The 24,594-nt window shown below is 47.4% G+C and carries 21 protein-coding genes; 1 reads left to right on the forward strand and 20 read right to left on the reverse strand.

Features of this window, described 5'->3' with window-relative positions:
- Window positions 1-3 precede the first annotated feature (3 nt).
- The 4 genes from AOA56_RS16660 to AOA56_RS13275 are packed head-to-tail and all read right to left on the reverse strand — an operon-like array spanning window position 4 to window position 3,278.
- A complete protein-coding gene (locus AOA56_RS16660; RefSeq protein WP_024733165.1) occupies window positions 4-837 on the reverse strand; it encodes a (2Fe-2S)-binding protein in 834 nt (277 codons plus the stop codon).
- Between the two features lie 3 nt (window positions 838-840).
- The gene (locus AOA56_RS13265; RefSeq protein ID WP_024733166.1) at window positions 841-1,920 is read right to left on the reverse strand and encodes an NAD(P)/FAD-dependent oxidoreductase; all 1,080 of its coding nucleotides are present in this window, start codon (window positions 1,918-1,920) and stop codon (window positions 841-843) included.
- The gene (locus tag AOA56_RS13270; RefSeq protein WP_238117692.1) at window positions 1,917-2,249 is read right to left on the reverse strand and encodes a (2Fe-2S)-binding protein; all 333 of its coding nucleotides are present in this window, start codon (window positions 2,247-2,249) and stop codon (window positions 1,917-1,919) included. Before AOA56_RS13270 ends, AOA56_RS13265 begins: the two co-directional genes overlap by 4 nt.
- Before the next feature lie 21 nt (window positions 2,250-2,270).
- Window positions 2,271-3,278, reverse strand: coding sequence for a proline racemase family protein (locus tag AOA56_RS13275; protein WP_024733168.1), 1,008 nt, complete (start codon window positions 3,276-3,278; stop codon window positions 2,271-2,273).
- Window positions 3,279-3,581: 303 nt separating this feature from the next.
- Here AOA56_RS13275 and AOA56_RS13280 point away from each other — a divergent pair, with 303 nt between their 5' ends.
- Window positions 3,582-4,196: a helix-turn-helix domain-containing protein gene (locus AOA56_RS13280; protein WP_024733169.1), complete on the forward strand. Its 615-nt coding sequence runs from the start codon at window positions 3,582-3,584 to the stop codon at window positions 4,194-4,196.
- 70 nt (window positions 4,197-4,266) lie between these two features.
- Here AOA56_RS13280 and AOA56_RS13285 read toward each other — a convergent pair whose 3' ends face one another.
- The 16 genes from AOA56_RS13285 to AOA56_RS13360 all read right to left on the reverse strand — a co-directional run bounded on the left by AOA56_RS13285 (window position 4,267) and on the right by AOA56_RS13360 (window position 24,591).
- Complete coding sequence (locus tag AOA56_RS13285) at window positions 4,267-5,238, reverse strand: ABC transporter ATP-binding protein (RefSeq protein WP_024733170.1); 972 nt, start codon at window positions 5,236-5,238, stop codon at window positions 4,267-4,269.
- Window positions 5,228-6,280 (reverse strand): ABC transporter ATP-binding protein, encoded by a 1,053-nt coding sequence (locus AOA56_RS13290; protein WP_048622161.1) that lies wholly within the window; start codon window positions 6,278-6,280, stop codon window positions 5,228-5,230. The genes AOA56_RS13285 and AOA56_RS13290 overlap by 11 nt, the downstream gene beginning before the upstream one ends.
- A 14-nt stretch (window positions 6,281-6,294) precedes the next feature.
- Window positions 6,295-7,218, reverse strand: a complete 924-nt coding sequence (locus tag AOA56_RS13295; protein WP_024733172.1) for an ABC transporter permease — start codon at window positions 7,216-7,218, stop codon at window positions 6,295-6,297.
- Window positions 7,219-7,227: 9 nt separating this feature from the next.
- Complete coding sequence (locus tag AOA56_RS13300; protein WP_024733173.1) at window positions 7,228-8,148, reverse strand: ABC transporter permease; 921 nt, start codon at window positions 8,146-8,148, stop codon at window positions 7,228-7,230.
- A 152-nt stretch (window positions 8,149-8,300) separates the two neighbouring features.
- Complete coding sequence (locus AOA56_RS13305; RefSeq protein ID WP_048622162.1) at window positions 8,301-9,929, reverse strand: peptide ABC transporter substrate-binding protein; 1,629 nt, start codon at window positions 9,927-9,929, stop codon at window positions 8,301-8,303.
- Window positions 9,930-9,953: 24 nt separating this feature from the next.
- Window positions 9,954-11,024 carry a M24 family metallopeptidase gene (locus AOA56_RS13310; RefSeq protein WP_053769867.1) on the reverse strand — a complete coding sequence of 357 codons (1,071 nt, stop codon included), beginning with the start codon at window positions 11,022-11,024 and terminating at the stop codon, window positions 9,954-9,956.
- Between the two features lie 546 nt (window positions 11,025-11,570).
- Entirely contained in the window at window positions 11,571-15,104 is a 3,534-nt protein-coding gene (gene nifJ, locus AOA56_RS13315; RefSeq protein ID WP_048622163.1) for a pyruvate:ferredoxin (flavodoxin) oxidoreductase, read from the reverse strand.
- A 219-nt stretch (window positions 15,105-15,323) separates the two neighbouring features.
- Window positions 15,324-16,424, reverse strand: coding sequence for a redox-regulated ATPase YchF (gene ychF / locus AOA56_RS13320; protein ID WP_053769868.1), 1,101 nt, complete (start codon window positions 16,422-16,424; stop codon window positions 15,324-15,326).
- A gap of 31 nt (window positions 16,425-16,455) precedes the next feature.
- Window positions 16,456-17,112, reverse strand: a complete 657-nt coding sequence (locus AOA56_RS13325) for a thiamine diphosphokinase (protein ID WP_024733211.1) — start codon at window positions 17,110-17,112, stop codon at window positions 16,456-16,458.
- Window positions 17,105-17,767 carry a ribulose-phosphate 3-epimerase gene (gene rpe / locus AOA56_RS13330; RefSeq protein ID WP_053769869.1) on the reverse strand — a complete coding sequence of 221 codons (663 nt, stop codon included), beginning with the start codon at window positions 17,765-17,767 and terminating at the stop codon, window positions 17,105-17,107. Before rpe ends, AOA56_RS13325 begins: the two co-directional genes overlap by 8 nt.
- 11 nt (window positions 17,768-17,778) lie before the next feature.
- Window positions 17,779-18,657: a ribosome small subunit-dependent GTPase A gene (gene rsgA, locus AOA56_RS13335; protein ID WP_053769870.1), complete on the reverse strand. Its 879-nt coding sequence runs from the start codon at window positions 18,655-18,657 to the stop codon at window positions 17,779-17,781.
- 38 nt (window positions 18,658-18,695) lie between these two features.
- Window positions 18,696-20,798 (reverse strand): Stk1 family PASTA domain-containing Ser/Thr kinase, encoded by a 2,103-nt coding sequence (pknB, locus tag AOA56_RS13340; protein ID WP_082350022.1) that lies wholly within the window; start codon window positions 20,796-20,798, stop codon window positions 18,696-18,698.
- Entirely contained in the window at window positions 20,792-21,535 is a 744-nt protein-coding gene (locus tag AOA56_RS13345) for a Stp1/IreP family PP2C-type Ser/Thr phosphatase (RefSeq protein WP_024733215.1), read from the reverse strand. The genes pknB and AOA56_RS13345 overlap by 7 nt, the downstream gene beginning before the upstream one ends.
- Window positions 21,513-22,583, reverse strand: a complete 1,071-nt coding sequence (gene rlmN / locus AOA56_RS13350) for a dual-specificity RNA methyltransferase RlmN (protein ID WP_053769871.1) — start codon at window positions 22,581-22,583, stop codon at window positions 21,513-21,515. Before rlmN ends, AOA56_RS13345 begins: the two co-directional genes overlap by 23 nt.
- Window positions 22,584-23,894, reverse strand: a complete 1,311-nt coding sequence (gene rsmB, locus AOA56_RS13355; RefSeq protein ID WP_053769872.1) for a 16S rRNA (cytosine(967)-C(5))-methyltransferase RsmB — start codon at window positions 23,892-23,894, stop codon at window positions 22,584-22,586.
- Complete coding sequence (locus AOA56_RS13360) at window positions 23,887-24,591, reverse strand: zinc metallopeptidase (RefSeq protein WP_024733217.1); 705 nt, start codon at window positions 24,589-24,591, stop codon at window positions 23,887-23,889. Before AOA56_RS13360 ends, rsmB begins: the two co-directional genes overlap by 8 nt.
- Between the last annotated feature and the right edge of the window lie 3 nt (window positions 24,592-24,594).

Genomic DNA, 24,594 nt, shown 5'->3' on the forward strand with positions numbered 1-24,594 from the left:
TGTTTATCCCTCCTGATCTTCTCCATCTTCTGCTAGTTCTCCAAATGTCACAGGGCGTACCGGCGGCCGGTCCGTGCTTCCCTGGATTTCACTCATCTTCTTTCCTGTCTCTTCCGCAATAATCCGGCTGACCAGCTTGCCGCATGTTCTTCCCTGGCAAAGCCCCATTCCGGCGCGGACTCTCCTTTTGACTTCTGTCACGGTAGTTGCATGGTATTTTCGAATCGCCTTCCTGATCTCTCCCGCCGTAATCTCTTCACAGCGGCATACAATCACGTCATCGTCCAGCGGGCCTTCTGGTTCCACCGCACGGAATCCCTCATGTTCTTCCGGAAGCTTCAATCTTCTCATCGTCCGGACAGTGTCTGCGTATTCCTTTGGAATCGCCAGTGTGACAACCGGTGTGTGATCGTTTTTCTTCGGATTCATCACTTTGACGACATGACCCTTGCAGACATACTCTCCCCCACGGGAAAGGGCGTCCACTTCTGCTCCCGGCTCCGGAAGTGGGTCGTATTCGAACGGAAAGCTTACTGTAGCCTCCGTTTCGGAATAACTTTTATCCACAAGGAAAATAGCCAGTCCCGGACAGGCTGCCACGCACATGCCGCATCCGATACATGTTTCTTTGTCCACTTTCGGCGTGTTGGTAATCGGTTCCCCGATGTGAATCGCATGGAACGGACAGGCAGATTCACAAGGATTACACGGGATCTGCTGTACACATTCTACGACTGCCACCGGTCCTTTTAAAAAGCGCTCTTCGTCCGGCCAACCATTTGCCTCTTTGATCTCTTCCATTGACGGAAACCCGTCATAAATGATTCCTGCTGCCATTTTTCAAACCCCCTTCTCGATGATCCGTTCCTTTGCCGCCATTCTTCGGTCGCCGAACGGCCCTTGTCTCAGGGAATCCAGTCTTTCTCTGATCCCGGTCTTTATCTTTTCTGCTTCTTCCTTACTCAGATATCCAAGCGCTTCCGCAGCAGCCGCAGCAGCGAGCCTTCCTTCATCCATGGCTGTGCTTGCCTCCTCTACCCCTGCCGTATCACCTGCTACATAAATTCCCGGTACACTTGTCTCCATATCCATATTATGAAGCGGCATCCATCCACCCATTTCCGGAATGAAATCATGCTGTACGCCTGCCATCTGCGCGAGTTCGGAAAGTGGCCGCAAGCCGACCGCCACGCAGATAACATCCACATCGGTCTCCATCTCTGTTCCTTTTACAATCTGTCCGTTCTCAAATTTGGCGATCACCGCTTTTTCCACATGATCTGTCCCTTTTGCCTCCGCAATCGTACTGCCAAGATAAAACGGGATTCCGGCACGTCGAATCTTCGCCGCATGGACACCATAGGCGCCGATCTTTGGCATCCCCTCCACAATTCCGACGACATCCGCCCCTGCCTGAAGAAGCTGGTACGCAACAATCACGCCGACATTTCCAGATCCGATCATCAGAATTCGTTTCCCAGGAAGCACTCTCTGTACATTCGCCATTGTCTGCGCTGCTCCGGCTCCCATCACACCTGGGAGCGTCCAGCCAGGAAATCTGAGTGGATTTTCCGCGCCTCCGGTACACAGAAGAAGCTTCTGTGCCTCCACAATTTCTGTCTTTCCATCTCTTAAAATCGCTGCTCTTTTATCCGGAAAAATTCCGATACAGGCACTATTCAGCCAGAAATCGATTCCCAGTTCCTCTGTTTCCATCAAAAGCTGCTTTCCGATATCAATCCCTCGCACGCCCGCACGGTGCGCCCTGGAGCCAAAAAATTTATGTAACTGTTTAAAAAGCTGACCTCCCGCACGTCTGTTCTCATCTACAAGAAGCACGTCACAGCCATCCCTTTTCGCTTCGATTGCCGCGGCAAGCCCCGCAGGACCTCCGCCAATGATTACTACCTCTCTCTTCATTCTTTCGTGCCTCTCTTTCCGAATCCCTGCTGTGTCTCGATTACCATTCCTTCTTCCACCGGAGTGATACAGGTACGGACGTTTGGCTTCCCATTGACTGTCATCACACAGTCTGTACATTGTCCTATTCCACAGAATACTCCCCGTGGCTCATGCTTCTTTGTCGTATATCTATGAATATGGATTCCATTCGCCATTAACGCTGCCGCAATCGTTTCTCCGCTTTTTGCCCGAAGTTTCTTTCCATCCACGATAATCTCCACGTAGTCATCCTGACTAAGTTCTCCCAAAATCGGATGGTGTAATACTCTCATTGTATCTGTTTCCATCTTGTTGTCTCCTTTCCTCCTTTATGCCAGTTGATATCCTTCCTGAAAAATATCGTCCGGATCCAGCAGGAACGTATGAATCCCTGTCACCCAGGCTCTTCCAGTCACCTTTGGAATCACGGCCGGACGTCCGGCAACCTCCGCGTCGTCCAGGTATTCACACCGGAACTGTCCTCCGATGATACTTTGGTGAATGAAGCTCTCTCCTTTTTTGATCTGCCCCTTTGAGGCCAGGACAGAGAGCTTTGCGGACGTTCCTGTTCCACACGGCGAACGGTCGATTGCTCCCGGAGGAATAATCACCGCATTTTTGATTGCTCCATCTTCCTGGTCCGTCGGCTCATAAAATTCAATATGAGTCACATGGTTTTCAAACGGGATCGTCGGATGATGAACCTCAATCTGTTCGTTAATCCGTTGTTTCAGATAATTTCCGGCCTCAATCAGAAGCATGGAACTCTGTGGATTGATATGAAGTCCTACCGATGCCGAAGGAAGAATCGCGTAGATATTGCCGCCATATGCGATGTCAGCTCTTAAGGTTCCGTATTTTCCTGTCCTGATCTCCGCGTCCTGTACCATTACAAATGCCGGAGCATTGACAAACGTCACGCTGACAGCCGAACAGTTTCTGACTTCTATCTGAAGCTTCACCAGCCCTGCGGCGGTGTCCAATGTCACATAGGTGTGCGGCTCCTGCACCTCTACCATACCAGCTTCCACAAGAGCCGTTCCTACGCCGATCGTATCGTGTCCGCACATCGGCATCCATCCGCCTACCTCAAAATAGAGAACTCCAAAATCCGCCTCCGGATTGCAGGGCTCCATAATCAGTGTGCCAGACATAACCTCATTCCCCCTTGGCTCATATGTCAGCAGTTTCCGAAGCCAGTCGCCCTTTGTGGACATATAGTGCAGTTTCTCCTGCATCGTCTCACCCGGTATATGAGGAATTCCTCCAATCACATTTCGCGTCGGTTCCCCACAGGTATGTGTGTCTATCGTGTGAAATGTTTTTCTGATATTCACCCCAGTTTCCTCCTCTTTCTGCTTTTCGTACGTATTTGTGTTTTTAGACCGCGTTCTACTTTATAGATATATTATATCATAAATTTCATTTTCGTCAATCTTTTTATTCATATTTATGAAATAATTTATTTATTTGTGAATTAAATATCGAAGTATTTTGTCATTTTTTTATCATTTTTGAAATTTGTGAAATAATTAGCGGTTTCGTTTTCATATATATGAATTCTTGTCATAAGGGATCTCTGTTGACTCAGACATAAAAAATGAATATACTGTTAGTACAATAGATTGGAGGAATTCCATATGAACCAAAATACAAGTATCGGAGAAAAAATCAAGGCTCTACGGACTTCGCAGAACCTTACACTCAAACAGCTTGGAGAAATGACAAACCTTTCTACCGGGTTTCTTTCTCAGATGGAGCGGGGCCTGTCCTCCATCGCGATTGACACCCTGGAAACCATCGCCGGTGTGCTCGGCGTAAGCCTTGGCAGTTTTTTCAGCGAGGAACCGCACGCAGACTGTTCGGATCCGGTGGTCCACAGCTTTTCCATGCCCACCACACCTGTGGGCCCTCAGATTATTCAGAATACCCTTAGCCACGATGTAGCCGCCTTCGATTTTCTCCCCCGCATTTTTACCCTTCTTCCTCTCGCCAACACGGAGGAGGAAAACCTGGAGATGTACAGCCATTCCGGGGAAGAATTCATCTATATACTGGAAGGTATTGCGACGATCCAGTTGGAGTCGATTCAGTATACGCTCTATCCGGGCGACAGTATCCAGATTCATTCTAATGAAAGGCATAACTGGATGAACCACACAAACAAAGTTGTCCGTCTTTTAACAGTCAATATTCCAAACCCATTTCGTTCGATTGAAAGCGGACACATCATGCCGCCGGACCTTACCCTTTAGACGCACGGAAAAAGGAGATATCGCTTTAGACGATTTTCGTTCAAGCGATATCTCCTCTTTTCGTTTTTCTTTATTTTTCATCCATGAGATGACATGCTACTTTATGTCCTGGACATACTTCCCGTAATTCCGGCACTTCCTTAAAGCAACGCTCTGTCGCGTATTCACATCTCTCTGCAAACCGACAGCATGCCTTCGGATTAATCGGGCTTGGGATCTCTCCCTTAATCGGAATCCGGCGGTTCGCTTTTGCCTTGTCCGGATCCGCCTCCGGGATCGCGGAAAGCAACGCTTTCGTGTACGGATGCTGTGGATTGCTATAGAGCTCTTCTGTCTCTGCCTCTTCGACAACCATACCAAGATACATAACGATTACACGGTCCGAAATATATTTTACGACACTCAAATCATGAGCAACGAACAGATAGGTCAGACCTCTCTGCTCCTGAAGATCTTTCAGCATATTGATGACCTGAGCCTGGATCGAAACATCCAGAGCTGAGATCGGCTCATCACAGATGATGAATTCCGGATCCACAGAGAGCGCTCTCGCAATACCGATACGCTGTCTCTGTCCTCCTGAAAACTCATGAGGAAACCGTGACATATGGTCTTTGTTCAGACCAACTGTCTCCAGAAGCTCCTGCACCCGCTTCTCAATCTCTTTTTTCGGCGTTCCGTGCTGTTTTAATCCTTCCCCGACAATCTCTCTGACCGTCATACGAGAATTCAAAGAAGCATATGGATTCTGGAAAATCATCTGTACTTTCTGGCAGAACTTCTTCTGCTCCGCTTTGGAAAGCTTGGTGATATCCTTGCCGTCATAGAACACTTCTCCTTTAGTCGGCTCATACAGGCGAATCATGCATCGTCCTGTTGTAGATTTCCCACATCCGGACTCTCCTACGAGGCCAACCGTCTCCCCTTTATAAATATCAAAGGTTACATCGTCCACGGCCTTCAATTCCGCATGTCTTCCTACTTTGAAATATTTACATAAATGCTTTACCTGAACGAGAGGCTGTTTTTCTTTATTTTCCATCTGCTACCTCTCCTTTCTCTACTGCCACGGCTTCTTCTTTCTTAAATTCCGTATCCGGGGCAAATTCATGCTGTAACCAACAATTTGTCACATGTTCTTCTGATAACTGATATTTATACGGCGGATTCTCCTTACATACGTCCATCGCATATTCGCAACGAGCTGCAAACGGACATCCCTTTGGCGGGAAAAACAGATCCGGCGGAGTACCTTCGATCGGTTTCAGTCTCTCGCCCTTTTTCGTATCGAGTTTTGCAATCGAATCCATCAGTCCCTTCGTATATGGATGTGCGGTATTATAGAAAATCTCCTGTGCAGTTCCCTGCTCTACCACCTTGCCACCGTACATGACAACGACACGATCGCACATTCTCGCGATAACACCGAGGTCGTGCGTAATCATAATGATGGAAGTACCAAGCTTCTCCCTCAGTTCCAGAAGCAGATCCAGGATCTGTGCCTCAATCGTAACATCTAAGGATGTCGTAGGCTCATCACAAATCACCAGACTCGGCCGGCTTACCAGCGCAATCGCTATCATCACACGCTGTTTCATACCGCCGGAAAGCTCATGCGGATACTGACGGTAACGCTTTTCCACATCAGAGATTCCTACCAGCTTCATAATCTCCAGTGCCTTCTCTTTGACTTCCTTTTTAGAGACGCCGGCTCGTCCGATAAAGACCTCCTCAATCTGCGCCCCGACTCTCATCGTCGGATTTAAAGACGTCATCGGATCCTGGAATACAAAACCAATGTCTCCTCCACGAAGCTGACGCAGCTCTTTTTTATCCATCTTTAGAACATCTTTTCCATTGAAAAGAATCTCTCCTCCCTCGAAGAATCCTGGCGGCTCCGGGTTCAGACGCATAATGCACTGTGCTGTTACGGATTTTCCGCATCCGGACTCTCCTACGATTCCGAGGATCTCTCCTTTGCGTACTTCAAAGCTGACGTCGCGGACAGCCTTGACCTCCCCACCATAGGTATGGAAAGAGTACACGACATTTTTTAATTCAAGAAGTTTCTCTTTTTCTGCCATTTCTTCCGTTCCTCCTATTCCGTTCCACGCAGTTTCGGGTCAACCGCGTCTCTAAGTCCGTTTCCAAGAAGGTTCAGCGCCAGCATTGTCGTACAGACAAAGAATGCCGGAACCAGAATCTGATGCGGATAATAGCGCAGATACTGAATTCCCTCTTTACAGATCACACCCCAGCTACAGTCAGGAGGTGTAATACCAAGTCCGATATAGGACAGGAATGCTTCCTGGAAGATCGCTCCCGGAATTGCCATACACAGGTTTGTAACAAGCATTCCAAGGATATTAGGAATAATATGTTTGATAATAATCGTAAAATCCGGTACTCCGAGCACTTTCGCCGCCATGACGAAATCCTGCTCCTTGATCCGGTAAACCTCACCACGGACAAAACGACAGGTACCGATCCATCCGACAACGCACATTGCGACGATCAAAGGCGTCACGCCTTTCCCAAGTACCATCATAACAAGGATCGTAATAATCAGACTTGGAATACCATAGAGCAAATCAACGATTCGCATCATAATCATATCCAGTTTCCCGCCGTAGAATCCGCAAAGTCCTCCGATGACGGCGCCCACACACATATTCAGGATAGCGGAAATCAAACCGATAGAAAGGGATACACGGGCTCCCATCCAGATACGCGTCCAGAGATCACGCCCGGTAGAGTCGGTTCCAAGCCAATGCGCCGCCGACATCATCGCGTTTCTATTGTCTACGTCCATCTGGGACTGTGTATACTGGCTGAACATCGGAGCAAAAATCGCAAGCAGCGCATAGAGTACTACGATACAAAGTCCGATGAACGCACTTTTATTTTTCCGAAGCCGTCTCCACGCATCCGACCAGAAGGAGAGGGACGGCCGACTGATACTCTCCATGCGGACAGTATCTTTTCCTTTGATAATAAATTGTTCTTTTTTCAAATCTGCCATATCTCTCACCTACTTCTTTCCAATACGTACACGTGGATCAGCCACACCGTAAAGCACATCGACTACCAGGTTACAGAACACAAGGAAGATGCCATAGAATACAGTCATTCCAAGTACCATAGAATAGTCGCTGTTGGAAACACTTTCCACATAATATTTACCCATTCCAGGGATCGCGAAAATGGACTCGATAACGAACGTACCGGTAAGCACGGACGCTACGGTCGGTCCCATGACGGTCATAACCGGCATGATCGCGTTACGGATCTGATGCTTGCATGTGATCCGAAGCTCGGATACTCCCTTAGAACGTGCTGTCTTGATGTAATCCTGAGACGTTACTTCCAGCATACTTGCCCGCATGATTCGCGAGACGGAAGCTAACGTATAAAATGCCAGGGCAAAGGCCGGCAAAATCGTATACTCAATTCCCTCATATCTGGCGACTGGGAACAGCCCCCATTTGATTCCGAAGAAATACTGAAGCGCGGCACCCATGATAAAGTCCGGAATACTGGTTCCAAGTACTGCTACGATAACACAGAAGAAATCAAGCTTCTTTCCCCTGTTTCTCGCGGAAACGATTCCGAGTACAAGACCGATGGAAAGCGCCAGAAGAAGGGCACGGATACCGAGATCCGCGGAGAACGGGAATGTCTCCCCGATAATATCATTGACCGTCTTATTTGTATATTTCATGGAATAACCGAAATCTCCATGAAGCAGATTCACCATATAGATTCCATACTGCACAATCATCGGCTTGTCAAATCCATAGTACGCTTCCATATTCGCACGGACTTCGTCTGTCAGCTTGGCGCTTGTAAACGGATCACCTGGCATCAGACGTACAAGGAAAAATACGATGGTAATCAATACCCAGATCGTCAGGATGGCAGCAATCACTCGCTTGATAATATATTTTGCCATATTCATCCTCCTGCTGTATATGAAATCATCCAGGAAAGATCAGATTCCCCTGCTTGGGCTTTCCTGGATCATTTCTTGCTTTCAATATTTCCGCTGTCCGGACATCTTTCCGGACAGCGGGATTTTATCTCGTCTGTTTTTTCAATTCACTTTTATTCTGTCATGTCTACATATACCCAGTCAAGATTGATTGAGCTGTAAAATTGTACAAGACCTTCCACATTGTCTCTGACAAGGTAATGAACCTCTCTTTCTGCCTGAGGAAGAAAAGCAGCATCATCTACGATGATCTGGTCTGCCTGATGAAGCATATCCATACGTTTTGCAGCATCCACTTCTAACTGTGACGCATTCAGAAGTTCGTCAACCTTTTCATTCTTATATCTGCTGTAGTTGTACGGGCTGTCGGACTTGAAAAGCTCCAGATAGCTGTATGGATCATCGTAATCTGATACCCAGCCGCCCCATGCGATCTCATAGTCGCCGGACTGCTGACGTGTCAGACACTCATTATATGTAACCTGTTCAATTTCAATTTTAATGCCAAGGGCTTTCTGCCACATTTCCTGGCATACTTCAGCCTGTTTCTTAGCAGAGTCACTATCTGTCGTCGTGATTGTCACAGTGATATCAGACGGATTGGAAACGCCCAGCTCGGACATCGCCGCGTTTAAGTACTCTTTTGCTTTTGCCTCATCTCCGTCAAGTGGATATGACTGCAGATTCGACTCCTCTCCCCATGTACTTTCAACGCCTGTCAGGCCACTGAAAACGACATCTACGCTCGGCGCGTAAAGCCCATTGTTTACAAGGGTATTGTAATCATTTCTGTTCAGCGCATAGTTGAGGGCAAGACGGAAGTTCTTGTTTGTCATCGCCTTGTTCTCCCCGCCACAGTTGAAGTAGAAGTAGTCTACGTTACCATTACGGAAGACTTCAGCTTCATCTTTATATTTATCTGCGGATGCGGAAGGAATTTCAACGTAATCCAGTTCGCCGTCCTCATACATTGCAAGGGCAGTCTCCTGATTCTGTACATAGCTCATCTCTGCACGATCCAGTTTAATGGAATCTTTGTCCCAGTAATTTTCGTTTGGCTCAAATACATATTTCTGATTTGCGGAGCTTGTCAGTTTATACGGTCCGGAATATACATTCTTTTCCGCGTCCGCCGCAAAATCTTTGCCGTATTCTTCCACGATATCCTGACGAACCGGCGCAAAGTTTCCGGAAGCACCGATCAAACTCAGGAAATAAGCGGTCGGGTGAACCAACGTAACAACGAGTGTCGTATCATCCTGTGCTACTACGGCGAGTTCAGACGGATCTACTTTCCCCTTTTCAACTTCTGCGCCATTTACAATATATTCACCGATGAATGCATATGGAGCCGCTGTTGCAGGATCTACCAGTCTCTGCCATCCATATACGAAGTCCTGCGCTTTGATCTGCTCTCCGTCGCTCCATTTTGCGTCCGGATTCAGATGGAATGTATATGTAAGGCCATCTTCCGAAACCTCCCATGACTCCGCAACTCCCGGCTTAATCTCTCCACCGGTGTTTCTTACAAGTCCTTCTGTGATCGCATGTTGAAGTTCGTTGTCAGGAATACAATTTGCCTTTGTCGGATCCAGAGTTGTAGGCTCTGTTCTCGTAGAATAGCGGAATACTTTCTCATCGCTGTCTCCGCCCTTATCCTTGCTTCCCGGTGTGCCGCATCCTGCAAGAAGTGTTCCTGCCATAGCTGCTGCCAATAATGCTGCCAAAACTTTTCTTTTCATAATACCTTCCTCCTTTTTAAGGTTTTAGAGCTCTACGAGCTCGTGTGTAGCACTTATCAGGTTTTCATATCCGCTCTGAGTGATGATCCCCTGGTCTTCGACCCGGATGCCTCCCCAGCCCGGAATATAAATTCCCGGTTCTACCGTCATAATGTTCCCCTCCTGGAGAACAGCGCTGGAATTGCTTCCGATAAATGGTAGTTCATGTACGAATAATCCAATACCGTGTCCAATTCCGCCATAATTATATTCCATATATGGTGTGTCCTTAATGGCCTTCAGTGATGCCTCATAACATTCTATGCCTGTCACACCCGGTTTAATGACCGCTTCTACATCTTCTGTCATCTGTCTGCAAAGATCATATACCTTTCTCTGCTCCGGTGTCGCCTTCCCGACTATAACCGTCCTTGTCATATCAGAGAGATAGCCATGATACTGACATCCATAATCCATCAGAACCAGGTCTCCATACTGAATCGCCTTATCTGACGGAATTCCATGGAGAAGAGACGTCCTCGCTCCGGAGATCAGGATTCCTCCATATGGCTTGGTGTCTGCTCCTTCCATCACCATATAATGGGAAAGTCTGGACGCAAGCTCTTTTTCCGTCACGCCAACGTGGATATCCTGGATAATTTTATCAAATGCCCGGGACGCAATCTCACACGCAGCCCTTAAATATCCCTCTTCCTCTTTTGTCTTAACGGATCGGAATTCCTCAATCACATCGACCGTAGGTACCAGTTCCGCGTCTCCCTGGCTTCGGATCGACTCATAAAAAGAAAAGGTGAGATAATCTTCCTCGAAAGCGATCGTTTTTACTCCCGCTTCCCTTGCCAACCGTTGTACCGTCATACCAATCGTATTCTTTGGTGTCCTCCAGTTTACCACTTCATAGTCCGGACACTCATAAGACGCCTGCTCCGTATATCTCGGATCTGTGATAAAAAACTGCTTCTTCTGTGTCACAAGCAAATAAGAGTCGTCCCCTGTGTAGGAACTGATGTATCGGACATTGGCCGGTTTCGCAATAAAGAAAGAATCCACCTTTTTCTCTTCCATAAAATTTCTCAGCTTCTGGATGGTATCCATCTGGTATTACCCCCCCCCTATCGAAAATGTATATTTATATTATATCTATTTATCAATGATTGTCAACCTGACAACAAACATTTTGTCATGTTTTTCCCCATTTTTCGATATTCTTTTATTATATTCGTTATTCTTTTATCATTTTCATTTATTTTTCGTTTACTATTTATTATTTTCTAACAATTTGTTTTTGTCAAAAAAACACTTGTGCAATATACACTAGAATAAAGTTCATTTTTTGTCTACTATTTCACATAATTGAAAACTTTATAAATTATATAAGTTGTCACTTTTTGTATTTTTATTCTTTAAATATGCATTTTTATTCCAGTATTTGCTATTATTACAACTGTTTTTATCAATACCTATTACCCTTTCTGGATCCTTTATGCAAATTTATATCCCGCAGAAAGTTGTCAGAGCTCAAATAGATTCGCAAGTACTAAACATTACATTTTAGAATGACAACTAGCCTATAACGCAAAAAAGGATACAGGGATGATCGTCCCTGTATCCTAAAAGTATCTGTCATATTATGACCGTTCTTTATTCTGTTTTTCCGTACAGTGCAACAAGTTTGTTCAGATATTCATATCTCTCTTTTGCTTCCTGCTCGTTCTTTTCGAATAATACTTTTGCTTTTTCCGGATCCTGTCTTACAAGAGAGTTGTAACGAACTTCTCCGTTCAGGAATTCCTGATAATCTCCGGTCGGAGCCTTGCTGTCCAAAGTGAACTTGTTTTCCGCAGCTGGATTGAAACGGAAATTGTTCCAATATCCGCACTCTACCGCAAGCTGTTCCTCTGTCTGAGCTTTGCTCATGCCCTTCTTGATACCATGGTTGATACATGGAGCGTAAGCAATAATCAGGGATGGTCCCGGATAAGCCTCAGCCTCAGAGATCGCCTTCACTGTCTGGTTGAAGTCAGCTCCCATTGCGATCTGAGCAACATATACATAGCCATAGCTCATTGCAATACCTGCCAGATCTTTCTTCTTGGTTTCCTTTCCGCCTGCCGCGAACTGTGCCACTGCACCTGTCTTTGTAGCCTTGGAGGACTGTCCACCTGTGTTAGAGTAAACTTCAGTATCGAATACCATAATATTGATATCCTGTCCGCTTGCAAGGACATGATCCAATCCACCGAATCCGATGTCATAAGCCCATCCGTCTCCGCCGAAAATCCACTGTGACTTTTTAGCGAGGAAATCTTTATTATTTACGATATCCTTACATACTTCACAGTCACATCCAGAAAGTGCCGCTACCAGCTTATCTGTAGCAGTTCCATTTGTAGCTCCACAGGAAAAGGTATCAAGCCATTCCTGACATACTGCCTTCACTTCTTCGGAAGCTTTATCAGATGCCGCGACAGATTCTACTTTTGCTTTCAGTCCATTTCTGATCGCTTTGTTTGCAAGCATCATACCGTAACCAAACTCTGCGTTATCTTCAAAGAGGGAGTTAGACCATGCAGGTCCTTTACCTTCTGCGTTCACAGTGTAAGGTGTAGATGGTGATGAGTTACCCCAGATAGAAGAACATCCTGTTGCGTTCGCAATATACATTCTGTCTCCGAATAACTGTGTAACGAGTTTTGCATAAGGCGTCTCTCCACATCCCGCACATGCTCCCGAGAACTCAAGAAGCGGCTGCTTGAACTGGCTTCCCTTTACTGTATTTTCTTTAAATTTGGCTACTACTTCTGGTTTTACCGGAATCTCTCTTCCGAAATCGAAGTATACCTGTTCTCCTGCATTCGCTTCCATGTTACCCATAACAAGAGCCTTCTCGCCCTTCTTACCAGGACATACATTTGCACAGGAACCACATCCTGTACAGTCGTAAGCAGAAACCGTGATACTGAACTTCATATCAGGCATACCGATCATCGGAATTGTCTGGATTCCTTCCGGTGCGTTTGCAGCCTCTTCCTCTGTCAGAGCTACCGGACGGATAACAGCGTGCGGACATACATACGCACAACGGTTACACTGAATACAGTTCTGAGGCTGCCAGATCGGGATATCTACCGCGATACCACGTTTCTCATAAGCGGCCGTTCCAGACGGTGTGGTTCCGTCTACATAGTCTGTAAACGCAGATACCGGCAGGGAGTTTCCTTCCTGAGCGTTTACTTTTGCCTGAATATTCTTAACAAAGTCTACAACTTCTTTTCTTCCGCCTTTGACTTCCGGTGTGAATAATCCTTCATCAGCAGCGTCTTTCCAGCTTTCCGGTACAGCAACTTCTACAACCTGTTTTGCACCTGCGTCGATTGCGTCGTAGTTCATCTGAACAATCTTGTCACCTTTTCTTCCGTAAGTAGCTTTTGCTGCCTTCTTCATCAGGTCGATCGCTTCTTCCTCCGGAATGATGGCTGCCAGCTTAAAGAACGCAGACTGAAGAATCGTGTTGATACGTCCTCCAAGTCCGATCTCCTTACCAATCTTAATACCATCAATCACATAGAACTTGATGTTGTGGTTAGCGATAAATGCCTTCACCTGTCCCGGAAGGTGTTTTTCCAGTCCTTCCATATCCCATGGGCAATTCAGAAGGAACGTACCTCCGTCAACAAGTTCCTGTACCATGTTGTACTTGTTGATGTAGGACGGATTATGGCATGCTACAAAGTTTGCCTTCTTAATCAGGTATGTGGACTTAATCGGTTTCTTTCCAAAACGAAGGTGGGACATCGTCACACCGCCGGATTTTTTGGAATCATAATCAAAGTATGCCTGTGCATACATATCTGTATTGTCACCAATGATCTTGATAGAGTTCTTATTTGCTCCAACAGTACCATCAGCACCAAGTCCCCAGAACTTACAGTTGATTGTTCCTTCTGGTGTAGTAACAAGTGCTTCGCCCTCATCCAATGACAGGTGTGTTACGTCATCAACGATACCGATTGTGAATCTTTCTTTTTCTGTGTTGTTGTATACAGCAACGATCTGAGCCGGTGTCGTATCTTTGGAACCTAATCCGTAACGTCCTGTAAGCACTTTCACGCCGTCGAACTTTGTTCCCTTTAATGCTGCGACAACATCAAGGTAAAGCGGCTCTCCCTGTGCTCCAGGCTCTTTTGTTCTGTCAAGGACAGAGATCACTTTCACACTCTCCGGAATGGCCTCAATAAGCGCTTTTGCGCTGAATGGTCTGTAAAGTCTTACCTTTACAACGCCGACTTTCTCGCCTTTAGCGAGCAGATAATCTACTGTCTCGTCGATCGTCTCACAGACAGATCCCATTGCGATGATCACATGCTCCGCGTCTTCTGCTCCATGGTAATTGAACAGCTTGTAGTTTGTACCGATCTTCGCGTTTACTTTATCCATGTACTCCTGAACAATAGCCGGCATAGCGTCATAGTACGGGTTGCATGCTTCTCTTGCCTGGAAGAATACGTCCGGATTCTGCGCGGACCCTCTTTCGCAAGGATGATTTGGATTCAACGCATGTTTACGGAATGCGTCGATCGCATCCAGATCTACCAGATCTTTCAGATCTTCATAATCCCATGTCTCAATCTTCTGGATCTCATGAGATGTACGGAATCCATCGAAAAAGTTGATAAATGGAAGGCGTCCCTTGATTGCCGCACAGTGGGCAACCGGCGTCAGGTCCATGACTTCCTGAACACTGGATTCACAAAGCATTGCACATCCTGTCTGACGGCATGCGTATACGTCAGAGTGATCTCCGAAAATGGAGAGCGCATGGCTTGCAAGCGCACGGGCAGATACATTGAATACACCCGGAAGCTGTTCACCTGCAATCTTATACAAGTTCGGGATCATCAGCAGAAGTCCCTGAGATGCTGTGTAAGTAGTTGTCAGAGCGCCTGCTGCAAGAGAACCGTGTACAGCACCTGCTGCTCCGGCCTCAGACTGCATCTCCGTAACCTGAACTTCCTGTCCAAAAATGTTCTTTCTTCCCTGGGTAGCCCACTCATCAGTAGCTTCTGCCATAACAGATGAAGGGGTGATCGGATAGATCGCGGCTACATCGCTGTATGCATATGAAGCATGAGCGGCAGCATGGTTACCATCCATGGTTTTCATTGATCTTCCCATTTCTTTATTCCTCCTTAAGTTTCAAAAAATGTTTCTAAATTCATAGATATTCATATTATATCGCCATTACCTACAAAAGTCCAGTAGACTCGTCCCATAATTTTGTACCTTTTTGTGAACAAAATAACTATTCACAGCCAATATCTTTCTTTCAAAACGAGCAGCAAAACGGGCGTCCTGCCTCTGCCGTTTCCGACAGCTTCATGGCGCCCGTCTCCCTTATACGTTAAACCGGAACAATACTACATCCCCGTCTTTTACAACATACTCTTTTCCTTCGGACCGAACCAGACCCTTTTCCTTTGCGGCTGTCATATTGCCGGAGGCGATCAGATCATCGTAGGCCACGACCTCTGCCCGGATAAAACCTCGTTCAAAGTCAGAATGAATCTTTCCGGCTGCCTGAGGTGCTTTTGTACCTTTCTTAATCGTCCACGCCCGGACTTCCGGCTCACCGGCTGTCAGATAACTGATAAGCCCAAGCAGACGATAGCTTGCCTTAATCAGCTTCTCAAGGCCGGACTCTTTCAGGCCGAGGTCTTCCAGAAACATTGCTTTTTCATCCTCTTCCAGCTCCGCAATCTCCTGTTCAATCTCCGCACAGACTACGAATACCTCGTATCCTGCTTCTTTTGCGAACTTGCGGACTTCCTGTACACCTTCGTTCGCGACACCGTCATCCGCCAGATCGTCCTCCGAAACATTGGCCGCAAAAATCACCGGTTTGGCAGTCAGAAGATTGTAGCTATTCATCCACTCCTCTTCCTCCTCATCCCTGAAATCCGCAAAGCTGCCTGCCATCTTTCCTTCTTCCAGATGCGCTTTGATTCTCTGCATCAGCTCTACTTCCTTGGCGACCGCTTTGTCGTTTCTCGCCGCACGGATCTGTTTGCTGATCCGTCTCTCCAACACTTCCAGGTCAGAAAAAATCAACTCCACGTTAATCGTCTCAATATCTCTAAGCGGGTTGATGGATCCATCTACATGGACAATATTGCCGTTTTCAAAGCACCGCACGACATGGACAATAGCATCCACCTCACGAATGTTGGCAAGGAACTGGTTTCCAAGTCCCTCTCCTTTGGAAGCCCCTTTCACGAGGCCCGCGATATCCACAAATTCGATGACCGCCGGAACGATCTTTTTCGTGTGATACATCTCGCCCAGAACATTTAACCGCTCATCGGGCACCGTCACAACCCCCACATTCGGGTCGATAGTACAAAACGGATAGTTTGCTGACTCCGCTCCCGCTTTTGTCAGAGAATTAAACAGGGTACTTTTCCCTACGTTAGGTAATCCGACAATTCCAAGTTTCATTTCATTTCTCTCCATTCTCTTTGTAAATTTCTTACTCGTCTTTTGTTTCCATCAAAATGAGTGTCCCGGATGAGAAGGTGATGACAAGCTCATCCTCCTCGATCTCGTTGCTGACACACAGACTGTCATTCGGGAGCAGATGATGATGATCCAGCGGATATTTCGCGCCCACAAGCGTCAGGTTCTCCACCTCTCCCCCAAACGGGAACAGGGAAAAATACTTCCCAAATGCCTCTCTTCTTTTCAAACGAACTTCCCCGTCGCAGAGTCGGATTCTGTTGCATGTATCCCGTATCTCCGCATGGACTCCCGCCTTTCTCGCAATCTCCAAGGACTGGACATTGGCCCAGATATGATCGATCCGGCTCCCGGTAGCGCCAAGAATGATCATCTGATCACATCCAAGGGCAAGCGCCGTCCGGATGGCAATCTCCGTGTCTGAAGCGTCCTTGACCGGATTGTATTCCCGGATCGGAACCTTCGTCTCCTCCCTGTAATAGCGGATGACCTCCTCGGAGATACTGTCAAAATCTCCTACAATATATTCCGGAAGGATCTGGTGCCGATATAAGAATTCGACTCCCTTGTCTACTCCGATAATACGTTTTGATTCGTAAGATTCCAGAACGGAAAGGGCAAAATCATCCTCGATCGCCCCCCCGCTGATGATGATTGTCACTCTACTCATATTGTTTTAATCTCTCCATCATAACCCTTGTGTTCTCTCCCGGATTTCCCCCAAATACAGCGGAACCGGCCACGATTACATTTGCCCCTGCTTTCAGGACTTCCTCTACGTTCTCCTGGTAAATGCCCCCGTCCACTTCCAGATCGATGGCCTGTCCACTCTTCTCGATCATGCCCCGTACTTTCCGAATCTTTTCCAGGGACTCCACAATAAACTTCTGCCCGCCAAATCCCGGCTGGACGGACATGACAAGAATCATATCTGTCAGATCCAGATATGGCAGGAGCTCCTCCGCCTCCGTCTGAGGACAGATGGAAAGCCCTGTCTTTTTTCCACAGGCTTTAATCTCTCGAAGCGTATTTCCCACATCAGAACACGCTTCCAGGTGGACGGTGATGATATCTGCTCCGGCCTGTGCAAAGTCTTTTACATAGCGGATTGGTTCCTGCACCATCAGATGCACATCCATCACCTGATTTGTGGCACCTTTGATAGACTTTAACACCGGCACTCCAAACGAAATGCTCGGCACAAACATGCCGTCCATCACATCAAAATGCAGATACTTTGCCCCGTTTTCCTCTGTCTGCTTCATCTGTTCTGCAAGACATTGAAAATCCGCCGCCAGAAGAGACGGCGCCAAAATATAGTTCATACTTTTCCTCCTCAATATCGCTGTTTCTGTTCCAGTTCACGGTACAGTTCCAGATAGTTTTCATATCTGCTCTTCGGGATCTTCCCTGTCTCCATGGCATCCTTAACGCCGCATCCCGGTTCGTGAATATGACTGCACCCCTGAAACTTGCAGTTCCCCTCATACGGCTCAAATTCTCGAAAATAATATTTCAGATCTTCTTTTTCAAAGTCATTGACATACAGAGAGCCGAATCCCGGCGTGTCCATGATGTACGTCTCCCCGCCGATGGCAAAGAGCTCAGAGTGCCTTGTCGTATGCCGTCCCCGCTCGATCTTTCTGCTGATCTCCCCGGTTTCCATATTGGCGCCCGGTTCCAGAAGATTGATCAGAGAAGACTTCCCTACTCCAGATGGTCCTGCAAGAGCGGTTGTCTTTCCCTCTAAAATCCTGCGGATCTTGGTGATGTTTTCCTCCTTCAGGGCACTTGTAAATACAACCGGATAGCCGCAGGTCTCATAGACCTCCTTTAACCCCCTCCACTCTTCATCCGCTGCCAGATCTTTTTTATTGAAGCAGAGTGTTACCGGAATGTCTTTGCTCTCCATCATGATCAGAAACCGGTCCAGTAGATTCAGATGCGGCTTTGGCTTTGTCACCGCAAACACGATGAGCGCCTGATCGATATTGGCTACCGCGGGACGGATGAGCTCGTTCTTTCTCGGACAGATCCTCACAATATTCCCGGTCTTTTCTTTCTCATCGATCACATCCATCTCCACGTTATCGCCTACCAATGGTTTGATCTTTTCCTTGCGGAAAATTCCTTTTGCCTTACATTCATAAACACCGGATTCTACTACGTGAACGTAGTAGAATCCGGCAATTCCTTTCACAATCTTTCCCAGCATGAAAGTCTCCTTGTGTGTTTTCTGTCGTCATCCTTCTTCTAGCTGATGCTGACATAGAAGGTGTAGCTTCCGTCAGAATTCTCCTCGTACCGGATGACTCCGCCGTGTGGTACGGAAGTATCTTTCTCGTACTCAACATTGTATTTAACGCCCTTCTCCTTCGCCCAGGCATCAATATTACTTTCCCATTTCGGGCCGTCTGTAGATGAGGAACCGGAATCATCCCCATTCTCCTTATCGTCAGTATTGTTATTATTGTTGCCGCCGCTATTATTACTGTCGCTGTTATTATCGTTGTCAGACGGCTTATCCTGATCCGGATCTTTTCCAAGGCTTACCACATAGCTGATCGTTGTATCCTTGGAGATCTCACCGGAAGTCAGAGACTGGGAAATAATTCTTCCCTCGTTCACCTCATCACTATAATCCTCAGAGCGGGAAACATTGATCCCATTCTCCTTTGCCCAGGAAGTCAGGCTACTTTCCGGCATTCCGACAAAACTTTGCACAGTCACCTTTTCGTCTTCCGGATCGATCCCCTTGCTGACAACAAGGTTGACTGTAGATCCCTCCTCGACCTCTTTCCCGGAAGACGGAGTAGTCCGAATGACTTCGCCCTCATCGTATTCATCGCTGTACTCTTCTGTTGTGGAGCCGGCTTTCAGACCTTCTGCTTCAATCTTTTCTGTTGCCGTGCTGATATCATCACCTGTTACATCCGGCACGGTCACGGTGGACGGTCCTTCACTTAATACTACAGAAATGGTAGCTCCTCTTTTCGCTTCCTCTCCGTATTTCGGATCCTGATCGATCACAGTGCCCTCCTCCTGGTCGGACTTCTTCGTACCGGAAACTTCCAGCTTAAATCCGGCCTTCTCAGCAGCTTCTCTTGCCTGCTCTTCTGTCAGCCCGAGATTGGAGAGATTCGGAACTTTCTCTTTTCGCTCTTCCTCTGTCTTTTTGGAGTCGCCTCCGAACAGACCGACAGCGTTTCCGATCCCGTATCCAGCCGCGCAAACAACCAGTACCGCAATCAGAATGATTACCATCTTCATCACACCGCTCATTTTCGGCTTCGGTCCATCGTCCCCGCGGTTTTGCCGGCTCTTCACGCTTCTTGTATCATAATCGTCCTCGTCATACCGGTCATTATAGTCATCTTCATAATGTTCATCATACCGGTCGTCGTAGTCGTCCTCGTATTCCTCATCATCATACTCATCATCGTACTGATTCTGAATCTTTCTGCGGTCCGCCTCTGAGATCATCACGGTATCCGCTCCGACACCATAAGCTGACGCGCCGTTCTTTACGAAATCTCCGTTTGGATCGGAGAGAGATCTTCTTAAATCCTGCGCCAGCAGTGTCACATTCGGATATCTGAGATCCGCATTTTTCTGGGTACATTTCAAAATGATCTGCTCCAGAGAGTACGGCATTGGAACGTACTCTGACGGCGGCACGATCTCCTCCTGGAGATGCTTCATGGCAATCGCCACAGTTGAGTCTCCATCAAACGGCACCCGTCCCGTTACCATCTCGTACATGGTGATACCGATGGAATAGATATCACTCTTCTCATCGGAAAATCCGCCCCTTGCCTGCTCCGGTGATGTATAATGCACGGATCCCATGGCATTGGAACTTGTCGTATTGGAACTTGCGGCTTTGGCAATTCCAAAGTCCGTTACCTTCACTTTTCCTTCGTTGGAAATAATAATATTCTGCGGCTTAATGTCACGATGAATGATGTGACCTTTATGTACCGCTTCCATTCCGGCACATACCTGCAGCGTGATGCTGATCACCTCTTTTGGCGACAGCTTCTGTTTTTTCGCAATATATTCTTTCAGCGTGATCCCCTCGACCAGCTCCATTACCATATAGTAAAGCCCCCGGTCCACGCCTACATCATAGACATTGACAATATTCGGATTCATAATTCCGGCTGCGGCCTGTGCCTCGGACCGGAACTTCTTTACATATGTTTCATCTTCCCGGTATTCTTTTTTCAGTACTTTTACGGCAACGTAACGATTCAGCACATTGTCGCGTCCTTTGTAAACATCGGCCATCCCGCCGGCGCCGATCTTACTGAGGATCTCATACCGCTCCCCTAATACAATACCATCTTTTACCATATACTCACCTCATCTGCATACGGCTGCGCCAGTACAATGCCAATATTATCGGAGCCGCCGTTCTCATTTGCTCTTTGAATCAGAGTTTCTACTGCTTCTACAATATCACGTGCGCTTTTTACAATTTGAAAGATCTCATCATCGTCTACCATATTTGTGAGGCCGTCACTGCACATCAGAATCGTGTCTCCGCCTTTTAAGCGGTACTCAAAGAAGTCCGGCTCCACCTTGTCTTTGACACCCATCGCACGTGTAATAATGTTCTTATCAGGATGGTGCTTTGCCTCCTCCTCAGTCAGTCCGCCAAGCCTGACCATTTCTTCAACCATGGAGTGGTCTTTTGAGAGCTGGCGGATCTCTTTGTTGATCAGATAGAGTCTGCTGTCTCCAACGTTTGCGAAATAAAGTACATGATCCAGAATCGTGGCCGCCACAAGGGTCGTCCCCATTCCCTCCAGCCGGCTGTCCTTTGCCGCCTCCTCCATCAAACGCTCATTGGCAGTCTGAATCGCGTTTCCGAGTATCTGCTCAGGATGGGTCTCTTTGCTGTTCTGAACTTCTTCTGCCAGAACTTCCACAGTAAATCGGGACGCAAAATCCCCTGCGCGATGTCCGCCCATTCCGTCAGCTACCACAAGAAGATTCGGAAGATTTCCGATCGTTTCATCCGTGGCGAACACATAATCCTGATTAATCTCTCTTTTTCTACCAATATCAGTCATTGAAAATGTTTTCATTTTCATTCTCCTTATGATTGTCTCTGTGTTTTATTCTGAGCTGACCACAAGCCCCGTCAATATCAGAGCCCATTTCCCTTCTTATAGTAACATTAATCCCATTTTTTTCAAGTTTATTTTGAAAAAACAGTGCAGTTTTTTTGTCCGGCCTACGGAAATTCTTCTCCCGCACCGGATTGACCGGAATGAGATTGACATGGCAATTACGGTGCTTTAAAAGGGATGTCAGCTCCAGAATATCCTCTTCGGTATCGTTCACTCCATGTACGAGACTATATTCAAAGGTGATGCGCCGTCCTGTTTTTTCAAAGTAGGCGTCACACGCCTCCAGCACTTCCGAAAGGTCATATTTGTGGGCTACCGGCATGAGCCTTCGCCGCTTTTCCTGGTTAGTCGCATGGAGGGAAAGCGCCAGGGTAATCTGGAAATTTTCCCCCGCCAAACGAAGGATATTCGGAACAATTCCACAAGTGGACGCCGTGATATTTCTCTGACTGATATGAAGTCCGTGTTCATCACTGATCATCCGAATAAAACGAACGAAATTGTCGTAATTGTCAAGCGGCTCCCCCGTTCCCATTACAACGATATTGGAAATCCGCTCGCCCGTAATCTTCTGCACTTCGTAGACTTCCCGGAGCATCTCAGAAGCTGTGAGATTTCTCACCAGTCCGCCAATAGTAGAAGCACAGAACCGGCAGCCCATCCGGCAGCCCACCTGAGAAGAGATGCAGATGCTGTTTCCATGTTTATACCGCATCAGTACGCTCTCGATCATACTGCCGTCCCACAATTCAAAAAGGAATTTGTTCGTACCGTCAATAGATGAAATCTGCCGCTCCACCAGGCGGACCAACGCGATTTCATATTCTCTGTCAAGCTTCTCCCTAAGGGTTTTGGAAAGATTTGTCATCTCTCCAAAACTCTCTGCCATCTTCACATGAATCCACTCGTAAATCTGCTTCGCCCGGAAACCTTTCTCCCCGGAAAGTTTCATCTCCTCCTCCAGTTCCTGGAACGTATAGGAAGCAATATCTTTTTTTTTCATCTATTCTGACTCCTGTTTTTTCAAAACTGCTATGTAAAATCCTTCACACGGGTCGATTCCCGGAAGGAACTGCCTTTCTTTTTCCATCATAAACTCGCCATGGTCCCCCAGAAACCATGCCGTATTCTCCTCGTTTTCCTCCCTGTTAATCGTACAGGTGCTGTAAAGGAGCGTACCGCCCGGTTTCACGTACCTGCAAACAACAGACAGAATCTCCCGCTGCAATGCGGCAAGTTCCGCTTGTTTCTCCGGCGTCATATTGTACCGGATATCCTTCTTAGAAGCAAGAACCCCAAGCCCGGAACACGGCAGATCAGCAATGACGATATCCGCCTGTTCCACGGACGCTTCCTCCAGAATTCTCGCATCCTGCCGCCGTGCCCGGATATTCGTAAGACCACTACGCGCAATATTCTCTTCGATGAGTTTTACCTTGTAGTCTGTCAGATCCCTTGCGTCCACCTCCCCGGTGCCCGCAAGCTTTTCCGCCGCGTGAAGCGCCTTCCCTCCCGGCGCCGCACACACATCAATGATGTAATCTCCCTGCCGGACCTGCAGACTCTCCACCGCTATCATGGAGCTCGCGTCCTGTACATAGAAGAGCCCATCCTCAAAGGTAGAAAGTGCTCCCAGATAATCATACCCCGAAATCCATAACGCATACGGAAGAGCCGGATGGTCTTTGATTTTTGCCACACCATCCTCCTTAAGTCGTGCTTTTAACGTATCTTTAGAAATCCGTTCCGGGTCAAACCGGATACAGGTTGGATGCTCTTCCATCATACTGGCAAGCATCTTCTCCACCGTCTCCTCCTGGTAAACGGCCATCCACTTCTCCACCATCCATTTCGGAACGGAATACTGAACAGATAGCTTTGTCGCCGGCGGCTCCTGAGGAAGACGAATATGCTCCATCTCCCTTGCAATCGTTCGAAGCACTCCGTTTATAAATCCGGACAAACCTTGCAAGCCCTTCTTTTTTGCCAGTTTTACAGCCTCGTTGCAGACAGCCGATGCCGGCACATGATCCAGATAGCGGAGCTGATAAACTCCGCTTCGCAAAATGGCAAGCACCACCGGTTTCATTTTCTGTATCTTTATCTTTGAAAACTGGTCAATGATATAATCGATCTCAATCATATGTTCCAGCGTTCCCTCCGTCACTTTCGTGATGAAAGCACGCTCTCTTTTATCAAGGTACTGATACTTGCCAAGCACTCTCGAGAGAGCCAGATGAGCCGGGATCTTGTCCCGCGTCACCTCCAGCAAGATGGCAAGCACCAGTTCCCGTTCCCCGATTGTTTTACTCACGCCGCCTTCCTCCTGTCAGTAAAATAATACGAAGCAACTGCAAAATCGCCGAAGCGGCTCCCGCCACATAAGTAAGTGCCGCGGCACCTAATACTTTTCTCGTCATGGAGAGCTCGTCCGCCGATAGAATCCCACTCTCTCCCAGAATCCGCACCGCCCGGTTTGAGGCGTTAAATTCCACCGGAAGGGTAACGATCTGAAAGAGGACGGCAAAAGAAAAGGCTATAATTCCGATCTGAATCAGCATATAAGACGAACGACTGTTGAACAGTAAACCAAATAGAATCAAAGGCCACGCAATGGCTGACCCAAAATTCGCAATCGGCACAATGGCGCTCCGGATACGAAGCGGTGCATATCCTTTTGTATGCTGGATCGCATGTCCACACTCGTGTGCCGCCACACCTACCGCCGCCACAGATGCCGATTGATAGGTGGCATCCGATAGACGCAAAACCTTGCTCCTTGGATCATAGTGGTCTGTCAGGTTCCCTCCCACATGCTCCACTCTCACATCATAAATCCCCGCTCCCCGGAGAATCCTTTCAGCCGCCTCCTTTCCGGTCATCCCCGACCTGCTCCGGACCCGCGCATATTTTGCGTAGGTGGACCGGACTCTGGCCGAGGCCAGCACACAAAGGATCAGACCGATCAGTACGAGACTGTACGTCGGATCAAAATAATAGTAAAATGGCATTTC

The sequence above is a fragment of the Sellimonas intestinalis genome (assembly GCF_001280875.1).
Taxonomy (GTDB): Bacteria; Bacillota; Clostridia; order Lachnospirales; family Lachnospiraceae; genus Sellimonas; species Sellimonas intestinalis.

Coding starts and splice junctions, on each gene's coding strand:
- nifJ (WP_048622163.1), bottom strand. CDS start 15,104: ATGGGAAGATCAATGAAAACCATGGATGGTAACCATGCTGCCGCTCAT.
- pknB (WP_082350022.1), bottom strand. CDS start 20,798: ATGGTAAAAGATGGTATTGTATTAGGGGAGCGGTATGAGATCCTCAGT.
- AOA56_RS13310 (WP_053769867.1), bottom strand. CDS start 11,024: ATGGATACCATCCAGAAGCTGAGAAATTTTATGGAAGAGAAAAAGGTG.
- AOA56_RS13290 (WP_048622161.1), bottom strand. CDS start 6,280: ATGGCAGAAAAAGAGAAACTTCTTGAATTAAAAAATGTCGTGTACTCT.
- AOA56_RS13325 (WP_024733211.1), bottom strand. CDS start 17,112: ATGAGTAGAGTGACAATCATCATCAGCGGGGGGGCGATCGAGGATGAT.
- AOA56_RS13360 (WP_024733217.1), bottom strand. CDS start 24,591: ATGCCATTTTACTATTATTTTGATCCGACGTACAGTCTCGTACTGATC.
- AOA56_RS13345 (WP_024733215.1), bottom strand. CDS start 21,535: ATGAAAACATTTTCAATGACTGATATTGGTAGAAAAAGAGAGATTAAT.
- AOA56_RS16660 (WP_024733165.1), bottom strand. CDS start 837: ATGGCAGCAGGAATCATTTATGACGGGTTTCCGTCAATGGAAGAGATC.
- AOA56_RS13295 (WP_024733172.1), bottom strand. CDS start 7,218: ATGGCAGATTTGAAAAAAGAACAATTTATTATCAAAGGAAAAGATACT.
- AOA56_RS13285 (WP_024733170.1), bottom strand. CDS start 5,238: ATGGAAAATAAAGAAAAACAGCCTCTCGTTCAGGTAAAGCATTTATGT.
- AOA56_RS13265 (WP_024733166.1), bottom strand. CDS start 1,920: ATGAAGAGAGAGGTAGTAATCATTGGCGGAGGTCCTGCGGGGCTTGCC.
- rlmN (WP_053769871.1), bottom strand. CDS start 22,583: ATGAAAAAAAAAGATATTGCTTCCTATACGTTCCAGGAACTGGAGGAG.
- AOA56_RS13305 (WP_048622162.1), bottom strand. CDS start 9,929: ATGAAAAGAAAAGTTTTGGCAGCATTATTGGCAGCAGCTATGGCAGGA.
- AOA56_RS13300 (WP_024733173.1), bottom strand. CDS start 8,148: ATGGCAAAATATATTATCAAGCGAGTGATTGCTGCCATCCTGACGATC.
- AOA56_RS13280 (WP_024733169.1), top strand. CDS start 3,582: ATGAACCAAAATACAAGTATCGGAGAAAAAATCAAGGCTCTACGGACT.
- ychF (WP_053769868.1), bottom strand. CDS start 16,424: ATGAAACTTGGAATTGTCGGATTACCTAACGTAGGGAAAAGTACCCTG.
- rsgA (WP_053769870.1), bottom strand. CDS start 18,657: ATGCTGGGAAAGATTGTGAAAGGAATTGCCGGATTCTACTACGTTCAC.
- AOA56_RS13270 (WP_238117692.1), bottom strand. CDS start 2,249: ATGGAAACAGATACAATGAGAGTATTACACCATCCGATTTTGGGAGAA.
- rpe (WP_053769869.1), bottom strand. CDS start 17,767: ATGAACTATATTTTGGCGCCGTCTCTTCTGGCGGCGGATTTTCAATGT.